Raw genomic sequence first — 19,517 nt, forward strand, 5'->3', positions numbered from 1 at the left:
TGATGGAGCTCCATGATCCGCGCGGAGATATGCGGCTCCAGCGCCGCGTAATCATAGGGAAGATCGGGAAGCGTGTACTCGGACATGCGCGATCCTTTCGCAACTAGGGAGATACTCCACTCGCTATGACGCCGGACGGCCGGGCCGCCGCCGTGGTCCCGCATTCAACGGCACCCGGCGAGTTGACGACGTGGCCGACGGCATCACGTGACTCGACTATATCGGGCACGCATCCTTACGTCGCCACCCCGCCCTCCCGTCGTCACTCCCCAGGCCTGGAGAGTGACGATCCACGGCGCGACGACGACATAAGAACCCTGCGGCGATGGTCTCGTACATGCGCATACCCGCCAACGACACAGGCCCGGCACCCATGGGGGTACCGGGCCTGCCGGTCATGGACGCGCCGGTGGCGCGATCCGGTGCCGGAGGATCACGCAGGTCACTCGGCCGCGGCGGACTCCTCCACGACGGGCGAGAGCGACAGCTTGCCGCGATCGTCCACCTTGGTGATCTCCACCTGGATCTTCTGTCCCACGCCGACGACGTCCTCGACGTCCTCCACGCGCTTGCCGTCGTTGAGCTTGCGCAGCTCGGTGATGTGCAGCAGGCCGTCCTTGCCCGGGGTGAGCGAGACGAAGGCGCCGAAGGACATCAGCTTCACGATGGTGCCCAGGTAGCGCTCCCCGACCTCGGGGACCTGCGGGTTGGCGATCGCGTTGATCGCGCTGCGCGCGGCCTCGGCGGCCTCCCCGTTCGTGGCGCCGATGAGGACGGTGCCGTCGTCCTCGATGGCGATCTCGGCTCCGGTGTCGTCCTGGATCTGGTTGATCATCTTGCCCTTGGGGCCGATGACCTCACCGATCTTGTCGACCGGGATCTGGACCGAGAGGATGCGCGGCGCGGTCGGCGCCATCTCGGCAGGCTCCGGGATGGCATCGGCGATCACGTCGAGGATCCGGAGGCGAGCCTCACGGGCCTGCTTCAGTGCCGCTGCCAGCACGGAGGCCGGGATGCCGTCGAGCTTCGTGTCGAGCTGGATGGCGGTGACGAACTCGCTCGTGCCCGCGACCTTGAAGTCCATGTCGCCGAACGCGTCCTCAGCGCCCAGGATGTCCGTGAGGGCGGCGTAGGCGGTCTGCGGGCCGTTCTCGGTCTCGATGACATCGGAGACCAGGCCCATCGCGATACCGGCCACGGGCGCCTTGAGCGGCACGCCCGCGTGCAGCAGGCTCAGGGTGGAGGCGCAGACCGAGCCCATCGAGGTGGAGCCGTTCGAGCTCAGCGCCTCCGAGACCTGCCGGATCGCGTACGGGAACTCGTCGCGGGCCGGCAGCACCGGCACGAGCGCGCGCTCGGCCAGGGCGCCGTGTCCGATTTCCCGGCGCTTGGGGCTGCCCACCCGGCCGGTCTCACCGGTGGAGTAAGGCGGGAAGTTGTAGTGGTGCAGGTACCGCTTGCTGGTCTCCGGGGAGAGCGAGTCGATCTGCTGCTCCATCTTGAGCATGTTCAGGGTGGTCACGCCCAGGATCTGCGTCTCACCGCGCTCGAAGATCGCCGAGCCGTGCACCCGCGGGAGCACGCCGACCTCAGCGGTGAGCGGGCGGATGTCCGCCAGCCCGCGGCCGTCGATGCGCACCTGCTCGGTGAGGATCCGCTGCCGGACGATCTTCTTCGTCAGCGCGTCCAGCGCCGCCGGGATCTCCTTCTCACGGCCTTCGAACTTCGGGCCGAGCTCCGCGAGGGTCTCGTCCAGCAGCGCGACGCCGGCGGTCTCCCGCTCCTGCTTGTCCGCGATCTGGAAGTTCTTCTTCTGCCGCTCGCCGGCGAAGGCCTCCACGGCCTCGAAGACATCGTCCTCGTAAGCCTTGAAGATCTGGAACTCGCGGGTCGGCTTGGCGGCGCGGTCTGCCAGTTCCTGCTGGGCGCGGCACAGCTCGCGGATGAAGGGCTTGGACGCCTCCAGGCCGGCGGCGACGACTTCCTCCGTGGGCTTGGTGCCGCCCTGCTCGTTGATGAGCTTCCAGGAGTCGTCGGTGGCCTCGGCTTCCACCATCATGATGGCGACGTCATCGCCCACGACGCGGCCGGCGACGACCATGTCGAAGACGGCCCGCTCCAGCTGCGAGTGGTTGGGGAAGGCGACCCACTGGCCGTCGATGAGCGCCACGCGCACGCCGCCGATGGGCCCGGAGAAGGGCAGGCCGGCCAGCTGGGTGGACATCGAGGCGGCGTTGATGGCCACCACGTCGTACAGGTGGTCGGGGTTGACCGAGAGGACCGTCACGACGACCTGGATCTCATTGCGCAGGCCCTTGACGAAGGACGGGCGCAGCGGCCGGTCGATCAGCCGGCAGGTGAGGATCGCGTCGGTGCTCGGCCGTCCCTCGCGGCGGAAGAAGGAGCCCGGGATGCGGCCGGCGGCATACATCCGCTCCTCCACGTCCACCGTGAGGGGGAAGAAGTCGAAGTGCTCCTTGGGGTGCTTGCTGGCCGAGGTGGCGGACAGCAGCATGGTGTCGTCGTCCAGGTAGGCGACGGCGCTGCCGGCGGCCTGCTGAGCCAGCCGGCCGGTCTCGAATCGGATGGTGTGCTTGCCGAACGTGCCGTTGTCGATGACGGCGGTTGCGGATTCGGGGTTGAGTCCCACGTATTCTCCGTTTCACTCATGTCCCGCTGCTCGCGGGACCTTCGCGCAGACGACGCCGGCATGCGCCTGGCTGCTACGGCTCCGAAAGCCGTGCACGGCGCAGACCGGGACGACGCTGCGTGGGGGTGTCATGTGCCGGAAGAGAACGGCTTCGCGTAAGCGCGCAAGCCGGCTGGATGGCTCCGGTCTTCGATCGAAGCCCACGCAACCGGGCGATCTCCATGGATCGCCGGCGACTGCGTAAGCCACTACCGAGGACCGGTGAGTATCCGCGACGACGTACGCGTCGACGATGAAGCCGGTCCCCCTCCGTCATTCAGTGTAGCGCACAAGGAAAAGGACCCCGTCTGCGCGACGGGGTCCTTTTCCTTGGCTACGTGTCCCGGCCCGTGGAGACGGCGCCGGTCCGCTGTCGTATCAGCGGCGGATGCCCAGGCGGGAGATCAGCGAACGGTACCGCTCGATGTCGACCTTCTGCAGGTAGCCGAGCAGGCGCTTGCGCTGACCGACCAGGAGCAGCAGGCCACGGCGGGAGTGGTGGTCGTGCTTGTGCTCCTTGAAGTGCTCGGTGAGCTCCTTGATGCGGTGCGAGAGCAGCGCCACCTGGACCTCCGGGGAGCCGGTGTCGCCTTCGTGGGTCGCGTACTCATCGATGATCTTCTTCTTGACTGCGGGGTCAAGGGCCATATCGTGTCGCTCCTTCGGGGTCGTTGCGCGGCGCGAGAGTCAGGTTTCTCAAGCACTGTGGAACCGCGGCCGGCGTGAAAACGGCATTATCCAGCTTAACCCGGAGCCGCGTCATGGCGCCAATCAGGGTGCCGGGCTCTGGGCGGCGAGGATCTCCCGGACCCGGTCAACGTCCTCATTCATCTGAGCGATGAGCGCGTCCAGTCCGCTGAAGGCGATCTGACCGCGCAGCCGTTCCACGAACTCCACCGAGGCGGTCCGGCCGTAGACGTCGAAGTCCATGACGTCATCATCGCGGCGGTCGATCACATGGGATTCCACACGCCGGGAGACTCCCTCGAAGGTGGGATTGGTGCCCACCGAGATCGCCGAGGGGTGCCGCCGGGAGTCGCCGCCGAACATCGTCCAGCCGGCGTAGACGCCGTCGGCCGGCACCAGGCCGCGCACCTGACCGCCCAGGTTGGCCGTCGGGAAGCCGAGATCGCGTCCTCGCCTGTCACCCGGCACGACAGTGCCGGTGACGGCATGCGCCCGGCCGAGCAGACGCCCGGCCGCCGCCACATCGCCCTCCGCCAGCAGGGCGCGGATCCCGGTCGAGGAGAACCGGGCGCCATCGCCGACGTCGTCGATCACGACCACCTCGAAACCGTGTTTCTCCCCCAGCGCGCGCAGCGTCGCCAGATCGCCGCTGTTCTGCCAGCCGAACTGAACGTCCCGGCCGACCGCGACGAGCCCCGCCCGCAGCCCCTCCACCAGAACGCCCGTGACGAACTGCTCCGGGCTCTGCCGGGCGAAAGCGAGATCATAATGCTGCACCAGCACGCCGTCGATGCCGGTGAGCGCCATCTGGGCGAGCTTCTCCTCAGTCCCGGAAATGAGCTCGAAAGGCTGGTCGGGGGCGTGCACCAGGCGCGGATGCGGATCGAAGGTGACCGCGAGGGAACGCATGCCCCGGGACCGGCCGGCTTCGGCCAGGCGGGCGAGCACCGCCTGATGCCCCTGATGCATTCCGTCGAAGTTGCCGATGGTGACGGCGCTGGTACCGAAATCGTCGGGTACCTGCGCCAGGTCCCAGAAAACCTCCACTGCGGCAGCTCCTCGTCGTCCTCGGTGTCCCTGGGCGTCGCCGGGCGCGCGAGTCACGCGGACGCACAGCAAACGCGCTCCACATTATCGCAGGCAGCCGGCGCATCGCGGCACGCCGCATCGGACGAGCCCGCCCGCCACGCCGGGCGAACGCGCTCAGGAGGCCGGAGCGAAGACCACCGCCGGTTTCGCTTTGCCGGCCTGGTCCTCCAGGACGGCGACGAGTTCCCGCCCGCCCTGGCACGGTAGCACCGCCGCGACGGGGCCGGGGACGCCGGAGGCCGTGACCCGCTGGCCGTAACCGAGCGCGCGGGCCTCATCCGCGGTGAGCTCCCGGACCGGCATCGTCGCGGCCGCAGCCTCCGCCAGGGGAATGAGAGCCGGGGGCGAGGGCTCCTCGTCCCGGCCGGGGACAGCCAGCGCCTGCTCGACGCGGAACCCGCCGATGCGGCCCCTTCGGAGCCGGCGCAGGTGGCCGTGCACGCCCAGTACCGCGCCGAGGTCGCGCGCGATCGCCCGGATGTATGTGCCGGAGGAGCAGTCCACCTGCAGTACGAAATCGATCTGGCCGTCGGCGGCACGCCGCAGCGGCCCGCGTTCCAGCCGGGAGACGGTGACGCGGCGAGCCGGGATGTCGACGGCCTCGCCGGCGCGGGCGCGCGCATAGGCGCGCACTCCGTCGATCTTGATGGCACTCACGGTGCTGGGCACCTGCTCGATGTCTCCGCGCAGGGCCTCCAGCGCCGCGTCGACGCGCTGCTCGTCCACTGCCTGGAGCTCCGCGGCATCGGCGAAGCGATCCGGTTCGGAATCCGCGTCATCGCTGGGTGTACCGGAACCCAGGCGCACCGTGGCCGAATAACCCTTGTCCGCGGCCGTCAGCCAGGTCAGCAGGCGCGTCCCCTTGCCGATCCCCAGGATGAGCAGACCGGTGGCCATGGGGTCCAGCGTGCCGGCGTGCCCGATCTTCCGGGTGCCGCACCAGCGGCGCGCGCGGGCGACGACGTCGTGGGAGGTCCATCCGGCGGGCTTGTCCAGGAGCAGGACGCCATCGGGCCCTGCCGGTCGTTGCGGCGCCACCCGCTCAGTTGACCGAGATGTGGACGTGATCGAAGTGGTTGGCCGTGACGCTGCCCCGGTCCTCCATGCCGCTCCAGCCACGGCCGGGCATCCAGATCCGCTGCTTCCAGATGATGTACTTGATGTTCAGCTCGGAGGCGTTCTGGATCAGGAACTCGGAGATCCGGTCGCCCGTGGCGCCGGTGATCATCACGTCGACCGCGTTGCCGGAGTTGTGGTCCGAGCCGGGATCGTTGCGGCGCCCGCCGTAGCTGGTGACCTCGGGGAACTCGGCGCACACAGCGCGGTAGGCGGAGATGGCGTTGGGGGTCAGCCCGGACTCGATCTCGCTGCTGACGCCGCAGGGCTCACCGCTCACGTCGCCGGAGCCGGTGCCGCCGGAGAACGCCTGTCCCCCGCCGGCGGCCGGCACTTTCTGGGTGGCCTCGATCTGCGGGGCCGCCTCGGCCTGGGACCGGGCGCGCTCCTCGGCCTCGGTGCCCTCGCCCTCGGGCTCGGAGTTCTCGGTCTCCTCCCCCGCGGCGCCGGACTCATCCTGAAGCGGGGCGCGCTCGCTGCTACGGCTGCCCTGGTCGCGGTCCCGCTCGTCCACGGATGCCGCGGAGACCACCGTCGGCGTGCGGTCCAGCTGAGGCAGCACGGCCAGGCCGCCGCCTGCCAGCAGGACCGAAGCGGCAGCAGGCACCGTGATGGCGGTCAGGACGGGCCGCTGTTTGAGTGCGGTCAGCAGCTGCTTGGCACGGGGCTCGTCGGTCTTGAGCCGGACGGCGGGCTCGGCGGCGTGGGCACCGCGCCTGGGTTCCTTTGCCCGGCTCTCACGGAGAGTACGGATCGCCTCTGCGGCGGCCCTGACGTTCTGCGTGAAGGTGGGGCGATCGGCGTGCTTACCCAATGAGGTGATTCCTTAACAGTCTTGTGACACTTTCGTGATCTTGATCGAGTGTAGGCCATCGGGACAGTCATGCCAACCGCGATTCTCACGGTTCTCATCTTCCCTGGCCACGCCGCACGCGCACCCGACCGCGCCCCACCCGGCGGCGCGCCGCGATCACAGAAACGCTGGCGTCGCGGGGCCGAAGGGCCGGAACCGCGCGACGCCGCCGCTGCCTCAGCGCGGCTCGGCCTCCGGCTCGCCCTCGCCCTCGTCCTCGCCCTCGTCCTCGCCCTCGTCCTCGCCTGGGCGCCGGTACGGGTCCTGATCACCCGCCGGCTGCGCGCCTTCGGCGGCGGCACGGACCTGCGCGTCCCTGGCGGCGGCTTCCTTCAGCAACGCCTCGATCTCAGCCGCGGCCGCCGGAACCGAGTCCGCGATGAACTCCAGCGTCGGCGTCAGACGGATGTTCAGGGCCTTGCCGACCTCGCGGCGCAGCACGCCCTTCGCCGAATCCAGAGCCACCTGGGTCTCGGACAGGTCCGCGTCCTCCCCCAGCACCGTGTAGAACACCGAGGCATGCTGCAGATCACCGGTGACGCGCACCTCGGTGACGGTGACGAAGCCCAGCCGGGGATCCTTGATCCTGCGGTCCAGGGTCTCGGCGACGACGACCTTGATACGGTCGGCGATCTTCCGCGCCCGGGTGGTGTCTGCCATGGGACTCACGCTCGCTTTCTTCTTCCCTGCCGCGGGCGGAACCCGTCGGCGCTCTATGCGGCCGAAGGGCCGGTCCCCTCCCAGCGCGGGGAGGAAACCGGCCCGAGGGCACGCCGCCGATTCACTCAGCGGCACCCTGGCGGATCAGACGCGCGGCTTCTCGCGCATCTCGAAGGTCTCGATCATGTCACCGACCTTGATGTCGTTGAACGAGCCCAGGCCGATACCGCACTCGTAGCCCTCGCGGACCTCGGTGGCATCGTCCTTGAACCGCCGCAGCGATTCGATGGCGAGCTTCTCGCCGACGACCGTGCCGTCCCGCAGCAGGCGGGCCTTGGCATTGCGCACGATGACGCCGCTGCGCACGATGGAGCCGGCGATGTTGCCGAACTTGGAGGAACGGAACACCTCGCGCACCTCGGCCGAACCGACGTGCACCTCCTCGTACTCGGGCTTGAGCATGCCCTTGAGCGCGTTCTCGACATCCTCGATCGCGTCGTAGATGACCGAGTAGTAGCGGACGTCCACGCCCTCACGCTCGGCGTAGTCCTCCACGCGCTCGGCGTAGCGGACGTTGAAGCCGATGATGATGGCGTTGTCCACAGTGGCGAGGTTGACGTCGTTCTGCGTGATCGCGCCGACGCCGCGGTGGATGACGCGCAGCGCCACCTCGTCGCCCACATCGATCTTGAGCAGCGCGTCCTCCAGCGCCTCGACCGCACCGGACACGTCGCCCTTGAGGATGAGGTTGAGCGTGTCGACCTTACCCTCTTCGAGCGCCTGGGTGAAGTCTTCCAGGCTGATCCGCTTGCGGCGCTTGGCCAGCTGCGCATTGCGCTCAGCGGCCTCGCGCTTCTCCGCGATCTGCCGGGCGGTGCGGTCGTCCGAGGTGACCAGGAAGCCGTCGCCGGCCCGGGGCACGCTGGACAGGCCGAGTACCTGCACAGGAGTGGCCGGCAGAGCTTCCTCCACCGCATTGCCCGCATCGTCGAACATGGCGCGCACGCGGCCGTAGGCCGTGCCCGCGACGATCGCGTCGCCCTGGCGCAGCGTTCCCGACTCCACCAGCACGGTCGCGACCGCACCGCGGCCCTTATCCAGGTTCGCCTCGATCGCGATGCCACGGGCATCCTTGTCGGGGTTCGCCCGCAGGTCCAGCGCCGCGTCCGTCGTGAGCAGCACGGCCGAGAGCAGATCGTCGATGCCCTCGCGCTTGAGCGCGGAGATCTGGACGAACATGGTCTCGCCGCCGTACTCCTCCGCGATCAGGTTGTACTCGGTCAGCTGCTGCATCACCTTCGACGGGTTGGCGCCGTCCTTATCGATCTTGTTCACCGCGACCACGATCGGCACGCCGGCGGCCTGGGCGTGGTTGATCGCCTCGACCGTCTGCGGCATCACGCCGTCATCGGCGGCCACCACGAGGATGGCCACGTCGGTGACCTTGGCGCCACGGGCACGCATGGCGGTGAACGCCTCGTGACCCGGGGTGTCCAGGAAGGTGATCTTGCGCTCGCTGCCGTCGTGCTCGACGCCCACCTGGTAGGCACCGATGTGCTGGGTGATGCCGCCGGCCTCGCCGGAGACGACATTGGCCGAGCGGATCGCGTCGAGCAGCTTGGTCTTGCCGTGGTCGACGTGACCCATGACCGTGACGACCGGCGGACGGGGCAGGCGATCCTCGTCGGCTTCCTCGGCCCGCTCCTCCTCCAGGTTGATGTCGAAGGTCTCCAGCAGCTCGCGGTCCTCGTCCTCCGGGGAGACGATCTGCACCTTGTAGCCGAGCTCCTCGCCCAGCAGCATGAAGGTGTCCTCGTCCAGGGACTGGTTGACCGTGGCCATCTCACCGAGGTGGAACAGCACGGTGACCAGCGAGGTCGGCTCGCAGTTGATCTTCTCGGCGAAGTCGGCGAGCGAGGCGCCGCGGCGCAGCTTCAGCGGCGTGTTGCCGTCCCCGCGGGGAACCTGCACACCGCCGATGCTCGGTGCCTTCATCTCCTCGAGCTCTTGGCGCTTGGCGCGCTTGGACTTCCGCCCGCGGACCGGACGCCCGCCACCGCGACCGAATGCGCCCTGCGTGCCTCCGCGGCCGCGGCCGCCCTTGCCGAAGCCGCCGCCGGGACGGCCACCGCCACCGGGGCCGCCGGGACCGCCGCCGCCTGGACGGCCGCCTGCACCGGGGCGTGCGCCCGCGCCGCCGGGGCCGGGACGGCCCACAGCGGACTTGTTCACCAGGCCCGGGTTGGGCCGGGGGGCTCCCGGACGGGGCGCCCCGGGACGCGGTGCGCCCGGACGCGGGCCGCCGGGACGGCCGCTGTCCTGTCCCTGGCGCGGCGGAGCCGGGCGCGGGCCGCCGGGGCGAGGACCGGCCGGCGCCTCGCCGCCCCGGCCACCGGGACGCGGCGCCTGCGGGCGCGGCATGCCCTGCGAGGGCGCGAAGGGATTGTTACCCGGGCGCGCGCCCCGGCCACCGGGCTTGGGCCCCTGGGGCCGGGGCATGCCCTGGGAGGGCGCGAAGGGGTTGTTACCCGGGCGCGCGCTGCGGGCGCCGGGCTTGGGCGCCGGCTTCGGCGCCTCAGGCTTGGACGCCTTGGGAGCGGGCTTTGGTGCCGCCGGACGGGGCGCGGGGGTCTCCGCCGCGGGAGCGGCCGGGGCAGCCGGCGGCTCGGCGGTTTCGGGGGCCGGAGCACTCGCGGCGGGCTTCACCTCGGGTTGCTCGGCTGCCGCAGGCTTAGGGGCGGTCTGCTGCTTGGGCGCAGCGGGCTTGCGCGGCGCCGGCTTGGCACCACCGGATTTGCCGCCCTTGGCCGCATCCGTCTGCGGGAACTCCTCCTTCAGCCGGCGTACGACCGGCGGCTCTAGCGTGGAGGAGGCGGAGCGAACGAATTCGCCCATGTCCTGGAGTTTCTCCAGGAGGGTCTTGCTGGTTGTCCCGAGCTCCTTGGCGAGCTCATGAACACGGGGCTTTGCCACTGTTCTCCTGTCCGGGTCCATTCCCGGGCAGGAACGGACCGCTTAGTACGTATCGACAGCGTTCATCGGGACGTCACGCTGCCCATGGTGTCGGGGCTCATTTCTGAGCACTCACTTGGTGTCCATCGATTTCTAACCCGCTTCCATCAATGCGCGGAACGATTCCGCGAAGTCCTCGCCGACAACCAGATCGGGACGTCTCAGAGCCCGCTGGAGGCTCCTGCGCGAGACAGCCTTGGCCACGCACTCCTCATCGGGGTGGAGCCAGGCGCCGCGACCCGGGGCAGCCTTCCGGAGGTCGATTTCCGGTGCAGGCGGCTCACCAGTCGCGACGACCCTGATCAGGGTGTCCCGTTCATGGCGTTGCCGGCAGCCGACGCACGTTCGGATGACCATGCGTGGTTCTGGCACGCCTACCAGTCTACATGACGCCGGCTGCCGGTACCGGCGGGCGGCATCGTCATTGCGTCGCCGCTGGCCCGCTACTGGGCGGAGTGGATGTCGATGCGCCAGCCGGTCAGCTTCGCCGCCAGGCGGGCGTTCTGCCCTTCCTTGCCGATCGCCAGGGAGAGCTGGTCGGCGGGCACGCGCGCCCGGGCCATCTTCTCCTTCGGATCCAGGATCTCCACGCCCAGCGCTTTGGCCGGGGAGAGCGCGTTGGCGATGAACACGGCCGGGTCCTCGGAGTGATCGACGATGTCGATCTTCTCCGCGCCCAGCTCTGACATCACCGCGCGCACGCGGGAGCCCAGCTCGCCGATGCACGCGCCCTTGGCGTTGATGCCCGGCCGGGTGGCGCGCACCGCCATCTTCGTGCGATGTCCGGCTTCCCGTGCCAGCGCCACGATCTCGACCGTGCCGTCGGCGATCTCCGGGGCCTCGTGCGCGAACAGTTCGCGGACCAGACCCGGATGAGTCCGTGAGATCGTCACCGAGGGGCCCTTGGGGCCGCGGTGCACATCCACCACGAGCGCCCGGATCCGGTCGCCGTGCTGATACGTCTCGCCGGGCACCTGCTCGTGCGGTGGCAGCACCGCCTCCAGCTCACCCACGTCGACCTGCACCATCTCCGGGTCACGGCCCTGCTGGATGGTGCCGGCGATGAGCTTGCCGACACGGTTCTTGAACCCGCCGAGCACCGAGTCGTCGGCGATGTCCCGCAGTTTCTGATGGATCACGTTCCGGGCGGTCTGCGCGGCGATCCGGCCGAAGCCGCTGGGGGTGTCGTCGAACTCCCCGACTGGGTTGTCGTCATTGTCGAACTCGATCGCCCAGATGGTCACCTTGCCGGTCTTGCGGTCGAGCTCGGCGCGGGCGTCCGGGTAGGAGCCCTCGGTGCGCTGATAGGCGTGCAGCAGAGCCAGTTCGATGAGCTCGACGAGGACATCGAAGGGAACGTCCTTCTCCCGTTCGATCATCCGCAATGCGCTGAGGTCGATGTCCATCTACGTCGCTCCTGTTCCCGTACTGCACCGTGCCGGCGTCACCGGCCGCCGGCGCCCCGGCGGCCACCGGAGACTGCGCCGCACCGCGCCGCGTCGCACCGGGCCGCGCTGACCATACAACTCTACTTGAACTCCAGATCCACCCGGGCTGACTCGATCTCCTCGAAGCGGAGCCGGTGAAGCTCGTCGGCCTTCTCGTCGTGCAGGTCCACCCCCTCGTCGTCCACGCCCCGCAGCCGCGCCACGAGAGCCTCCCCCTGCACCGTGCGCAGCGCCAGCCTGCGGCCGGCCGAGCGGCGGTAGTGCCGCGGCTCGGACAGCTCTCGCACCGCGCCCGGTGAGGTGATCTCCAGGGTGTAGGGCTTCCCGGCGAAGATCTCATCGGGGTCCAGCGCCGCCTCGACGGCGGAGGTGGCGCGGGAGATGTCGTCCAGGGACACCGGCGCCGTGCTGCTCTCGTCGGCGATGTCCACCACCACAGTGAGCTTGCGCCGTGAACCGGCGACGTTGATCTTGATCTCCTCGATCAGCAGTCCGACCTCCGACAGGGGCTCGCGCAGCTGCGCGGCCAGCTCATCTTCCCGGGGTTGGGGCACTTTTCCTCCTTGCGGGACTGTTGACCGCTCCATCGGCTCGGCGGAGGGGCCCGGCGGTGCCGAGTCCACCGCCGGCAGCGCCGGCGCGGGCCCCTCATGGCATGATCAATATACGATGAGCTGCCCTCCGCCGTCCCCTGCCGCGCCGCCTCCCGGGGGCTCCTCCCGCTTGGCGCTCCGCTCGGCGTGGCCTGGCGGCGCACCGGGCCGCAGGAGCGTGCTGGGCCTGCTCGCGGCGGCGGCCCCTGGACTGCTGGCCGCCGGGTGCGGAGTGCGGCTGGAGGATTTCGGTCCCGAACCGGTGCCGCGGCCTGACGCCTCGGAGCGCGCCAGGGACTCCATCGCCGTCGTACTGGACCGGTGGCGCGGCGTCGCGGCGGCCCTCGCGGTGCAGGACGGTCCCGAGCGCGATGCGGCCGCGGCGCTGGCCGAGGCCGCGGCGCTGCTGCTCCGCTCCCTCGGCGGGGTGTACGCGAACACCTCCAGCACCGTCACGCCCACGCCTACCCCCTACCAACCGGCCGAGACCGCGCGCGAACCGCTCCTGAGCGCCTTGGAGGACACCTTCGGAGAGGCCGGCACGGTGATCTCCGACGAGCTGGCGGAACTGGACGCGGGACTGCGACCGCTCGCCGCGCAGGCCGCCTGCGGGCTGGGCGTGGCAGCACGCTGGTGGGCCGAGGCCACCGGCCGGGATCGCCGCGATCAGTCCGTCCTGGACGCTTTCGCCGCCGCCGCGCAGGAGGAGACCGCCCGGCAGGAGACCGCGACGCCGCCTCCGTCCACGGCGCCGGTACCCTCCGCGGCACCGGCGGGGCTCACCGCGGAGCTGCTGCAGCAGTGCTACGCGGCGGACTATCTGGTGGAACTGGCCGCGGCGCGCGGCAGCGACGAGGAGCAGGAGACGGCGCGCCGGCTGCTGAGCGATCTGAGTGCCTGGAAGGAGACCCTGCGCGGCAGGCTGCGGGCCGAGGGTCTGGAGGTGCCGCAGCCGGCAGCCGCCTATCAGCCGCCGGAGGGCGCCGGTGACGACACCGCGGCCTGGCTGCAGGAGGTCATCGGCGTGCTGGCCGCCCGCATCGCCGCGGTCTTGCAGTCCGGCCCCGGGCTGCTGCACGCACCGGCCGTCTGGCTGCAGGCGCTGGGACAGCGCCGCTTCGAACTCGACGGTGAGCTCGATGTGACGATCCTTCAGGGAGAGGAGACCGGATGAGCCGCATCCAGGTGCCGGAGGTGCTCCGGGCCGCCACCCGGGCCGCGATCGGGCCCGAGCGGACCGACGCGTGGATCCAGGCGGTGCCGTTCATCTTCAACGAGCTCTTCGACCGCTGGACGCTGCGCTACGATCCCGTCCCCGGGGCGCCCTGGGCCGGCTGCGAATCGCTCGTGGTGCCGGTGCTCACGGCGGACTCCACCCCCGCCGTGGTGCGCGTCGCGGCCCCCAGCACAAGCCCCTCGCAGTCGCATGAGCAGATCCTGGAGGCCCTGCGCATCTGGGATGGGCACGGCGCGGTCCGCGTGTACCGGGAGGACACGTCTTTCCGCGCCACGCTGCAGGAACGGCTGATCACCGCCACCAACCTGGGCACGCTGCCGCTGGAACAGGTGCCCGCCGTCTGGGGCGCCCTGCTGCGGGCGCTCACCGTCCCGGCAGCCAACGGGTTCCTCCGGGTGCAGGACATCGCCGCCGGATGGCTCGCGCAGGGGCCTGCGGGACCTGCCGCGCTGGGGCCGGCGGTGCCGCTGGCCCCGTCAGACCGGTACGTGTTCGAGAACGCCAAGCACTGGGCCCGCGTCGCGGCCACATCGGCGGAGAACTGGCTGATCCACGCCGATCTGCACTACTACAACATCCTCGCCGGCAACCCCGATGCGCACGGCGTGGCCACCTGGAAGGCGATCGATCCGCAACCGCTGGCAGGACCGACCGCTTATGCGGTGGCGCCCCTGTTGTGGAACCGGCTGTACGACCTGCCCGCCGCAGCGCCGGAAGACCAGGCGGCGTGGCTGCGCGCCTTCGCCCAGCAGGTCTGCCAGGAGGCCGGCGTCGACCCCGCGTTCGGCCTGGGGCTCTCGGTGGCGCGCGAGGTGCAGAACCTGCGCTGGTACGCCCGAGCGGCAGCCGACGGCGATGCCAGAGCAGCCGGCGACGCCGCCCGTTCGCTGTGGGTCGCGCGAGCGCTGAGCGGGGTGTCCGTCCAGGGCGCCGACGCTCACCGGCTCAAGCGCATCGGCTGACCGGCCGCAGCGACTGGCAGGAGAGCCCGCCGGTCCCGCTGCTCAGCCAGCGAGCTTGGCGGCGACCGCCTCGGCGATCCTCGCGGCGGCCTCGTCCACCGGGACCTCTTCGCTCGCGCCGGTGGTGCGGTCGCGCAGCTCGATCCGGCCTTCGGCCAGTCCCCGCCCGATCACCGCGATGGTGGGGACGCCCAGCAGTTCGGCGTCCCCGAACTTCACGCCCGGGGACACCTTGGGGCGGTCGTCCACCAGCACGCTCAGGCCCCGCTCCTCCAGGGCCGCGGTCAGCGACTCGGCCGCCTGGAAGGCCTCATCACCCTTACCGGTCGCGACGATGTGGACATCGGCGGGCGCGAGCGCCTGCGGCCAGATCAGGCCCTTGTCGTCGTGGAAACGCTCGGCGATCGCGGCCATGATGCGGGTGACGCCGATGCCGTAGGAGCCCATCGTGACGACCTGCGATTTGCCGTTCTGGTCCAGGACGGTCAGCCCGAGCGCCTCCGCGTAGCGACGGCCCAGCTGGAAGACGTGGCCCAGCTCGATGCCGCGGGCCAGTTCCAGCGGCCCGGAGCCGTCGGGGGCCGGGTCGCCGGCGCGGACCTCTGCCGCCTCGATGTAGCCGTCCGCGGTGAAATCGCGGCCGGCGACCAGATCGAAGACGTGGCGGCCGGGCTCATTGGCGCCGGTGATCCAGCGGGTCCCCGGGACCACGCGCGGGTCCAGGAAGTACCGCAGGCCGGTGCTGCCGTCCTTGCCGAGGACGGGCGCGTCCAGGCTCAGGCCGGGCCCGATGTAGCCGCGCACCAGACCCGGGTGCTTCGCCAGGTCCTCCTCCGTCGCGGCGACGAGGTCGTGCTCGCCGGCGCTGAGCACGCCGGTGCCCGCGGCGCGGTCCAGGTCCACCTCACGGTCCCCGGGCAGGCCGATGACGACGACCTCGCGCTCGCCATCGGCGTGGACGACCGTGCACACGACGTTCTTCAGCGTGTCCGCGGCGGTCCACTGCCGGTCCTCGCGCGGGTGCTTCTCGTTCGCGGCCGCCACGAGCGTCTCGATGGTGGGGGTGTCCGGGGTGTCCTCGACGTGCGCGGCGGGCTGCCCGTCGAACGGGATCGGCTCGGGCGCCACCGTGGTGACCGCCTCGACGTTCGCGGCGTAGCCGCCGGCGGAGCGGACGAAGGTGTCCTCGCCGACCTCGGTGGGGTGCAGGAACTCCTCGCTCTTTGACCCGCCCATCGCGCCCGAGGTCGCCTGCACGATCACGTATTCCAGGCCGAGCCGCTCGAAGATGCGGATATAGGCGGCGCGCTGCTTCTCGTAGGACGCCGCCAGGCCGGCATCGTCGATGTCGAAGCTGTAGGCGTCCTTCATGATGAACTCGCGTCCGCGCAGCAGACCCGCCCGGGGGCGCGCCTCGTCCCGGTACTTGGTCTGGATCTGGTAGATGGACAGCGGTAGGTCCTTGTAGGAGCTGTAGAGATCCTTGACCAGGAGGGTGAACACCTCCTCGTGCGTGGGTGCCAGCAGGTAATCCGCGCCCTTGCGGTCCTGAAGGCGGAAGATGTTGTCGCCGTAGTCCTCCCAGCGGTTCGATGCCTGGTAGGGCTCGGCGGGCAGCAGCGCCGGGAAGTGCACCTCCTGCGCGCCGGCCGCGGCCATCTCCTCACGGACGATGGCCTCGATCTTGCGCAGCACGATCAGACCCAGCGGCAGCCAGGCATAGATGCCCGGCGCCTGGCGGCGGATGTACCCGCCGCGGTGCAGCAGTTTGTGACTGGCCACCTCCGCGCCGACCGGGTCCTCTTTCAGCGTGCGCAGGAACAGGGTGGACAGGCGCAGGGGCATGGAGGACTCCTCGTGGCAGGCGGGGAACGTGTCTGTTGCACCGCCGGATGCCGACGGGCTGGCTCACAGTGTATCGCGCGCCCCGGCCGCTCAGGCTTACGTCGTCGCCGCGCTGCTATGTCGCCGCTGCGCTCTTACGTCGTCGCAGCCCAGGCCGGGAGAGCGACGATCTACAGGCGCAGCGACGACATAAGGGACGAATCCGGTGCGCAGTGCGGTCGATGCGGGACAGATCGCTACGCTGGGAGGAATCGGTGGCAGCGGCGTCGCGCAGAGAGGACCACGGTGATGGCGGCAGGGGCACCCGGCGGGCAGAAGGCACGTGTCGACGCGTGGCTCTGGGCGGTGCGCCTGTACAAGACCCGTTCGGCGGCGACGGCGGCGTGCCGGGCGGGGCATGTCCAGGTGGGCGGCGAACGGGTGAAGGCCGCCGCCACCGTCGTGCCCGGCGACCGGGTGCGGGTGCGGAAGAACGGACGCGAGTTCGTCTACGAGGTGCGCCGGACCATCGTCAAGCGCGTCAGCGCGGCCGCTGCGGCCGAATGCTATGTGGACCACAGCCCTCCGCCTCCCCCGCGCGGCGTGTTCTCCGGTGTTCCCCAGCGCGAGCGCGGAGCCGGCCGTCCTACCAAGAAGGATCGCCGTCAGCTGGACCGCCTGCGCGGACGGGGATGAACGCGCGTCGGGTGCCTCTTCCCCGCCACCCGACGCATGGTCACCTGTGCAAGCGCGCCTGAGGCGCGAGGGCATCCTCCCGCCAATGCCTAGGGGCAAAGTCTGCACGCAGCATCCCGCTTCCTTCTGGACGTGGGGGCGGGCCGGCACGCCCGCACGCACGTGCGGTCACCGGCCCCGGAACCTGCGGAGGCCGCCGTGGCACCTGGACGGCCGTCGCCGCGCCGCACACGGGGCTGGGAAAGTCCGGCGTGCCGGTTCGCCGGGGCCTTCAGTACATCGGCACCTTCAGTACATGACGGTGGCGAAGGTGTCGATCTGCTCGAATCCGACCCGCTCGTAGGTGCGCCGCGCACGGGTGTTGTAGTCATTGACGTACAGACTGACGATAGGCGCGAAACGACGGCGCGTCTGGAGGACCACCTGGGCCATCGCCGGTGCCGCCAGGTGCTCTCCGCGCCGGTGCGGGTGCACCCAGACGCCCTGGATCTGCGCCACCGTGCGGCTGCGGGCGCCGATGTCCGCCTTGAAGAGCACTTGACGCAGGCTCCCGGGACGCGGCCAGCCGCCGAGATCATCGGTGAACCGGGCGAAGGTCTCCCCCCGTCCGATCAACTGCCCGACGCGCGCCCGGTAACCTTCCTCGCCCTGCGCGATCGGCGAGATCCCCACTTCCTCGCAGAACATCTCCACCGAGGCGCGGAACACCGTCTCGAAGTCCGCCGGCTGCACGACCCCGACCTCCGGGTCCGGCTCGATGAGCGGCGGCCCGCCCAGTTGCAGGAGCGGCTGATCGGCACGGATCCACCGAGGCCGGCCCCAGGCGCTCAGCCGTTCGGCGAGATCGAGGACCGGGCCGCTCAGCCCGATGATGCTGGTCGAGCGACGCGGCCGGGCGTTCAGCGCGGGTGCCACCGCGGCGTTGGTCTCCGGCGTGGCCTGCACCGGGATGATGTTGGTGCCGATCCAGTAGGCGGCGCACAGTTCGCGGCCGGAGAAGCAGCCGAGCACCGTACCGCCGAGGTCCGACGGATCGGCGCTGCGCGCGGCTTCAAGGCGGCCGCTGAGAAAGACATTGGCCACCGGATGCCGCTCGCACAGCAGGCGCAGGGCGACCGTGTCCGCGGTACCGAGCGGACGCACCATCGGCGTCTCCTGACCGGCGTGAACGCCGGTCCCCCCGAGCGTGGTCATGCTTCACCCGCCTTCCATGAGGCCTGCCTGATGACCATTGTCCCTCATCCGGGACCGGGCACGGGGATGTAACTGGCCTCAGCCTCAGCAGCCACCGTCGTCCGCCACGCCCCTGGAACGGCAACGGATGTGAGAGACCCTGTCTTCATTACCAACACTTATTGCGTTAAGTGTTGGTAAGATGCGGATGTGCGGACATCTGCCAAGAAGCCACGCCTCCCAGTCGAGGCGATCACATACGAGACCTACGACTGGAAACCGCGCGCGCCCGAAATGCACTCACGTGCGGAAGTGGCACGTCAGACCGGCTCTTATGCCTCGGCGGTTACTCCGCGTATCGCGTTCTGGACACCTGCCATGAGTGCAGATCTGTCCGCCGACACCGAAGACGCGACTCGTCGGCTTGTCGAATTCGATGCTCACGCGCAACGGACATTCAACACTGACGACCCGGCGCTTGGCCCTATGAGCGCGATTCTTCTCCGCACGGAGTCTGCCTCGAGTTCACAGATCGAGCAGCTGACCACCTCGGCCCAGCAGCTCGCACTCGCAGAGATCGGCGAGAGTCACAAAGCCAATGCGCTCACCGTCGTGGGCAATGTCCGAGCCATGGAGGCTGCGATCCGGCTGGCGCGGGACATCAGCGAGGCTTCCATCCTCGCCATGCACGAGGCGCTGCTGCGCCGTCAGCGCGGTTTCGAGAACGAAGCAGGCCGTTACCGCACAGAACCCGTCTGGATCGGCCCCGGTGAGGCCGGTCCGCGCCTGGCCGACTTCGTCGCGCCACATCACAGCCGCATTCGTGGCGCAATCGATGATCTCATCACGTTCATCCTGCGTCAGGACATTCCCGTCCTGGTCCAGGTCGCAGTGGCACATGCACAGTTCGAGACTATTCACCCCTTCACCGACGGCAACGGCCGTACCGGGCGGGCTCTCGCCCAGTCGATCATGCGCAACAAAGGGCTCGTGGGATCCACCGCTGTGCCGATCTCAGCCGGCCTGCTCATCGACACCGATCGCTACTTCGCGGCACTGACCGCGTACCGCGCCGGCGATGCCGAACCGATCGTCCGCGAGTTCGCATCGGCAAGCCGGATTGCGGCGGCCACTGGAACCGCGCTCGTCAATGAACTCTCTCAGCAGCTCGACCAGTCACGCGCCAAGATGAAGGGGCTGCGCTCGGATGCGGCGGCGTGGCGGCTCCTCCCCGCACTGGTGGGCCAGCCCGCAGTGAACACGAAATACGTGATGGATGTACTCGGGCTCGGCGAGATGGCCGCGCTGCGCGCGCTCAAGAGCCTCACCGAGCGGGGCGTACTGACTGAGACGACCGGGCGCAGCCGCAACCGCGTCTGGCAGCATCGCGGCATCTTCGCCGTACTCGATGCCTATGCCGAGCGTATCCGGCGGATGTCAGCTCACTGACGAGAGCACACCGCCCCGCGGCGTCCGGG

The 19,517-nt window shown here is 70.0% G+C and carries 16 protein-coding genes and 1 pseudogene; 4 read left to right on the top strand and 13 right to left on the bottom strand.

Going from position 1 to position 19,517, the window contains the following annotated elements:
- The 11 genes and pseudogenes from IEW13_RS15460 to rimP form a co-directional block, all read right to left on the bottom strand.
- A pseudogene (locus IEW13_RS15460) lies at window positions 1–86 on the bottom strand (superoxide dismutase); the annotation flags it as partial.
- Window positions 87–442: 356 nt separating this feature from the next.
- Window positions 443–2,650 (bottom strand): polyribonucleotide nucleotidyltransferase, encoded by a 2,208-nt coding sequence (locus tag IEW13_RS15465; protein ID WP_188551841.1) that lies wholly within the window; start codon window positions 2,648–2,650, stop codon window positions 443–445.
- A 417-nt stretch (window positions 2,651–3,067) separates the two neighbouring features.
- Window positions 3,068–3,337, bottom strand: a complete 270-nt coding sequence (gene rpsO / locus IEW13_RS15470; protein ID WP_188551842.1) for a 30S ribosomal protein S15 — start codon at window positions 3,335–3,337, stop codon at window positions 3,068–3,070.
- Window positions 3,338–3,460: 123 nt separating this feature from the next.
- A complete protein-coding gene (locus tag IEW13_RS15475) occupies window positions 3,461–4,423 on the bottom strand; it encodes a bifunctional riboflavin kinase/FAD synthetase (protein WP_188551843.1) in 963 nt (320 codons plus the stop codon).
- A 156-nt stretch (window positions 4,424–4,579) separates the two neighbouring features.
- Entirely contained in the window at window positions 4,580–5,503 is a 924-nt protein-coding gene (gene truB, locus IEW13_RS15480; protein ID WP_229745232.1) for a tRNA pseudouridine(55) synthase TruB, read from the bottom strand.
- Window positions 5,504–5,507: 4 nt separating this feature from the next.
- Window positions 5,508–6,395 (bottom strand): VldE C-terminal domain-containing protein, encoded by an 888-nt coding sequence (locus IEW13_RS15485; protein WP_188551844.1) that lies wholly within the window; start codon window positions 6,393–6,395, stop codon window positions 5,508–5,510.
- Window positions 6,396–6,611: 216 nt separating this feature from the next.
- Complete coding sequence (gene rbfA / locus IEW13_RS15490) at window positions 6,612–7,094, bottom strand: 30S ribosome-binding factor RbfA (RefSeq protein ID WP_188551845.1); 483 nt, start codon at window positions 7,092–7,094, stop codon at window positions 6,612–6,614.
- 144 nt (window positions 7,095–7,238) lie between these two features.
- On the bottom strand, window positions 7,239–10,067 hold the full coding sequence (infB, locus tag IEW13_RS15495; protein WP_188551846.1) for a translation initiation factor IF-2: 2,829 nt from the start codon (window positions 10,065–10,067) through the stop codon (window positions 7,239–7,241).
- Window positions 10,068–10,199: 132 nt separating this feature from the next.
- Complete coding sequence (locus tag IEW13_RS15500; RefSeq protein WP_188551892.1) at window positions 10,200–10,463, bottom strand: YlxR family protein; 264 nt, start codon at window positions 10,461–10,463, stop codon at window positions 10,200–10,202.
- A gap of 86 nt (window positions 10,464–10,549) precedes the next feature.
- Window positions 10,550–11,512, bottom strand: a complete 963-nt coding sequence (gene nusA, locus IEW13_RS15505; protein ID WP_188551847.1) for a transcription termination factor NusA — start codon at window positions 11,510–11,512, stop codon at window positions 10,550–10,552.
- Window positions 11,513–11,634: 122 nt separating this feature from the next.
- Window positions 11,635–12,108 (bottom strand): ribosome maturation factor RimP, encoded by a 474-nt coding sequence (gene rimP / locus IEW13_RS15510; protein WP_188551848.1) that lies wholly within the window; start codon window positions 12,106–12,108, stop codon window positions 11,635–11,637.
- Between the two features lie 217 nt (window positions 12,109–12,325).
- Here rimP and IEW13_RS15515 point away from each other — a divergent pair, with 217 nt between their 5' ends.
- Entirely contained in the window at window positions 12,326–13,321 is a 996-nt protein-coding gene (locus IEW13_RS15515; protein WP_188551849.1) for a hypothetical protein, read from the top strand.
- Entirely contained in the window at window positions 13,318–14,346 is a 1,029-nt protein-coding gene (locus IEW13_RS15520) for an aminoglycoside phosphotransferase family protein (RefSeq protein WP_229745233.1), read from the top strand. Before IEW13_RS15515 ends, IEW13_RS15520 begins: the two co-directional genes overlap by 4 nt.
- Window positions 14,347–14,388: 42 nt before the next feature.
- Here IEW13_RS15520 and IEW13_RS15525 read toward each other — a convergent pair whose 3' ends face one another.
- Window positions 14,389–16,191 (bottom strand): proline--tRNA ligase, encoded by a 1,803-nt coding sequence (locus IEW13_RS15525; RefSeq protein WP_188551850.1) that lies wholly within the window; start codon window positions 16,189–16,191, stop codon window positions 14,389–14,391.
- A 288-nt stretch (window positions 16,192–16,479) separates the two neighbouring features.
- Between IEW13_RS15525 and IEW13_RS15530 the strand changes: the two genes are divergently transcribed.
- Window positions 16,480–16,866 (top strand): RNA-binding S4 domain-containing protein, encoded by a 387-nt coding sequence (locus tag IEW13_RS15530; protein ID WP_188551851.1) that lies wholly within the window; start codon window positions 16,480–16,482, stop codon window positions 16,864–16,866.
- Between the two features lie 288 nt (window positions 16,867–17,154).
- Here IEW13_RS15530 and IEW13_RS15535 read toward each other — a convergent pair whose 3' ends face one another.
- Window positions 17,155–18,060: a GNAT family N-acetyltransferase gene (locus IEW13_RS15535; RefSeq protein WP_229745234.1), complete on the bottom strand. Its 906-nt coding sequence runs from the start codon at window positions 18,058–18,060 to the stop codon at window positions 17,155–17,157.
- A 189-nt stretch (window positions 18,061–18,249) separates the two neighbouring features.
- Here IEW13_RS15535 and IEW13_RS15540 point away from each other — a divergent pair, with 189 nt between their 5' ends.
- On the top strand, window positions 18,250–19,488 hold the full coding sequence (locus IEW13_RS15540; protein ID WP_308420838.1) for a Fic family protein: 1,239 nt from the start codon (window positions 18,250–18,252) through the stop codon (window positions 19,486–19,488).
- The last annotated feature ends 29 nt before the right edge of the window (window positions 19,489–19,517 follow it).

The sequence above is a fragment of the Sediminivirga luteola genome, assembly GCF_014639315.1.
Lineage (GTDB): Bacteria > Actinomycetota > Actinomycetes > Actinomycetales > Brevibacteriaceae > Sediminivirga > Sediminivirga luteola.

Bases quoted from the DNA above. Each gene is read 5' to 3' on its own strand.
- rbfA (WP_188551845.1), bottom strand. From the start codon at position 7,094: ATGGCAGACACCACCCGGGCGCGGAAGATCGCCGACCGTATCAAGGTC.
- IEW13_RS15525 (WP_188551850.1), bottom strand. From the start codon at position 16,191: ATGCCCCTGCGCCTGTCCACCCTGTTCCTGCGCACGCTGAAAGAGGAC.
- IEW13_RS15520 (WP_229745233.1), top strand. From the start codon at position 13,318: ATGAGCCGCATCCAGGTGCCGGAGGTGCTCCGGGCCGCCACCCGGGCC.
- nusA (WP_188551847.1), bottom strand. From the start codon at position 11,512: ATGGACATCGACCTCAGCGCATTGCGGATGATCGAACGGGAGAAGGAC.
- rpsO (WP_188551842.1), bottom strand. From the start codon at position 3,337: ATGGCCCTTGACCCCGCAGTCAAGAAGAAGATCATCGATGAGTACGCG.
- IEW13_RS15530 (WP_188551851.1), top strand. From the start codon at position 16,480: ATGGCGGCAGGGGCACCCGGCGGGCAGAAGGCACGTGTCGACGCGTGG.
- IEW13_RS15500 (WP_188551892.1), bottom strand. From the start codon at position 10,463: ATGGTCATCCGAACGTGCGTCGGCTGCCGGCAACGCCATGAACGGGAC.
- IEW13_RS15535 (WP_229745234.1), bottom strand. From the start codon at position 18,060: ATGACCACGCTCGGGGGGACCGGCGTTCACGCCGGTCAGGAGACGCCG.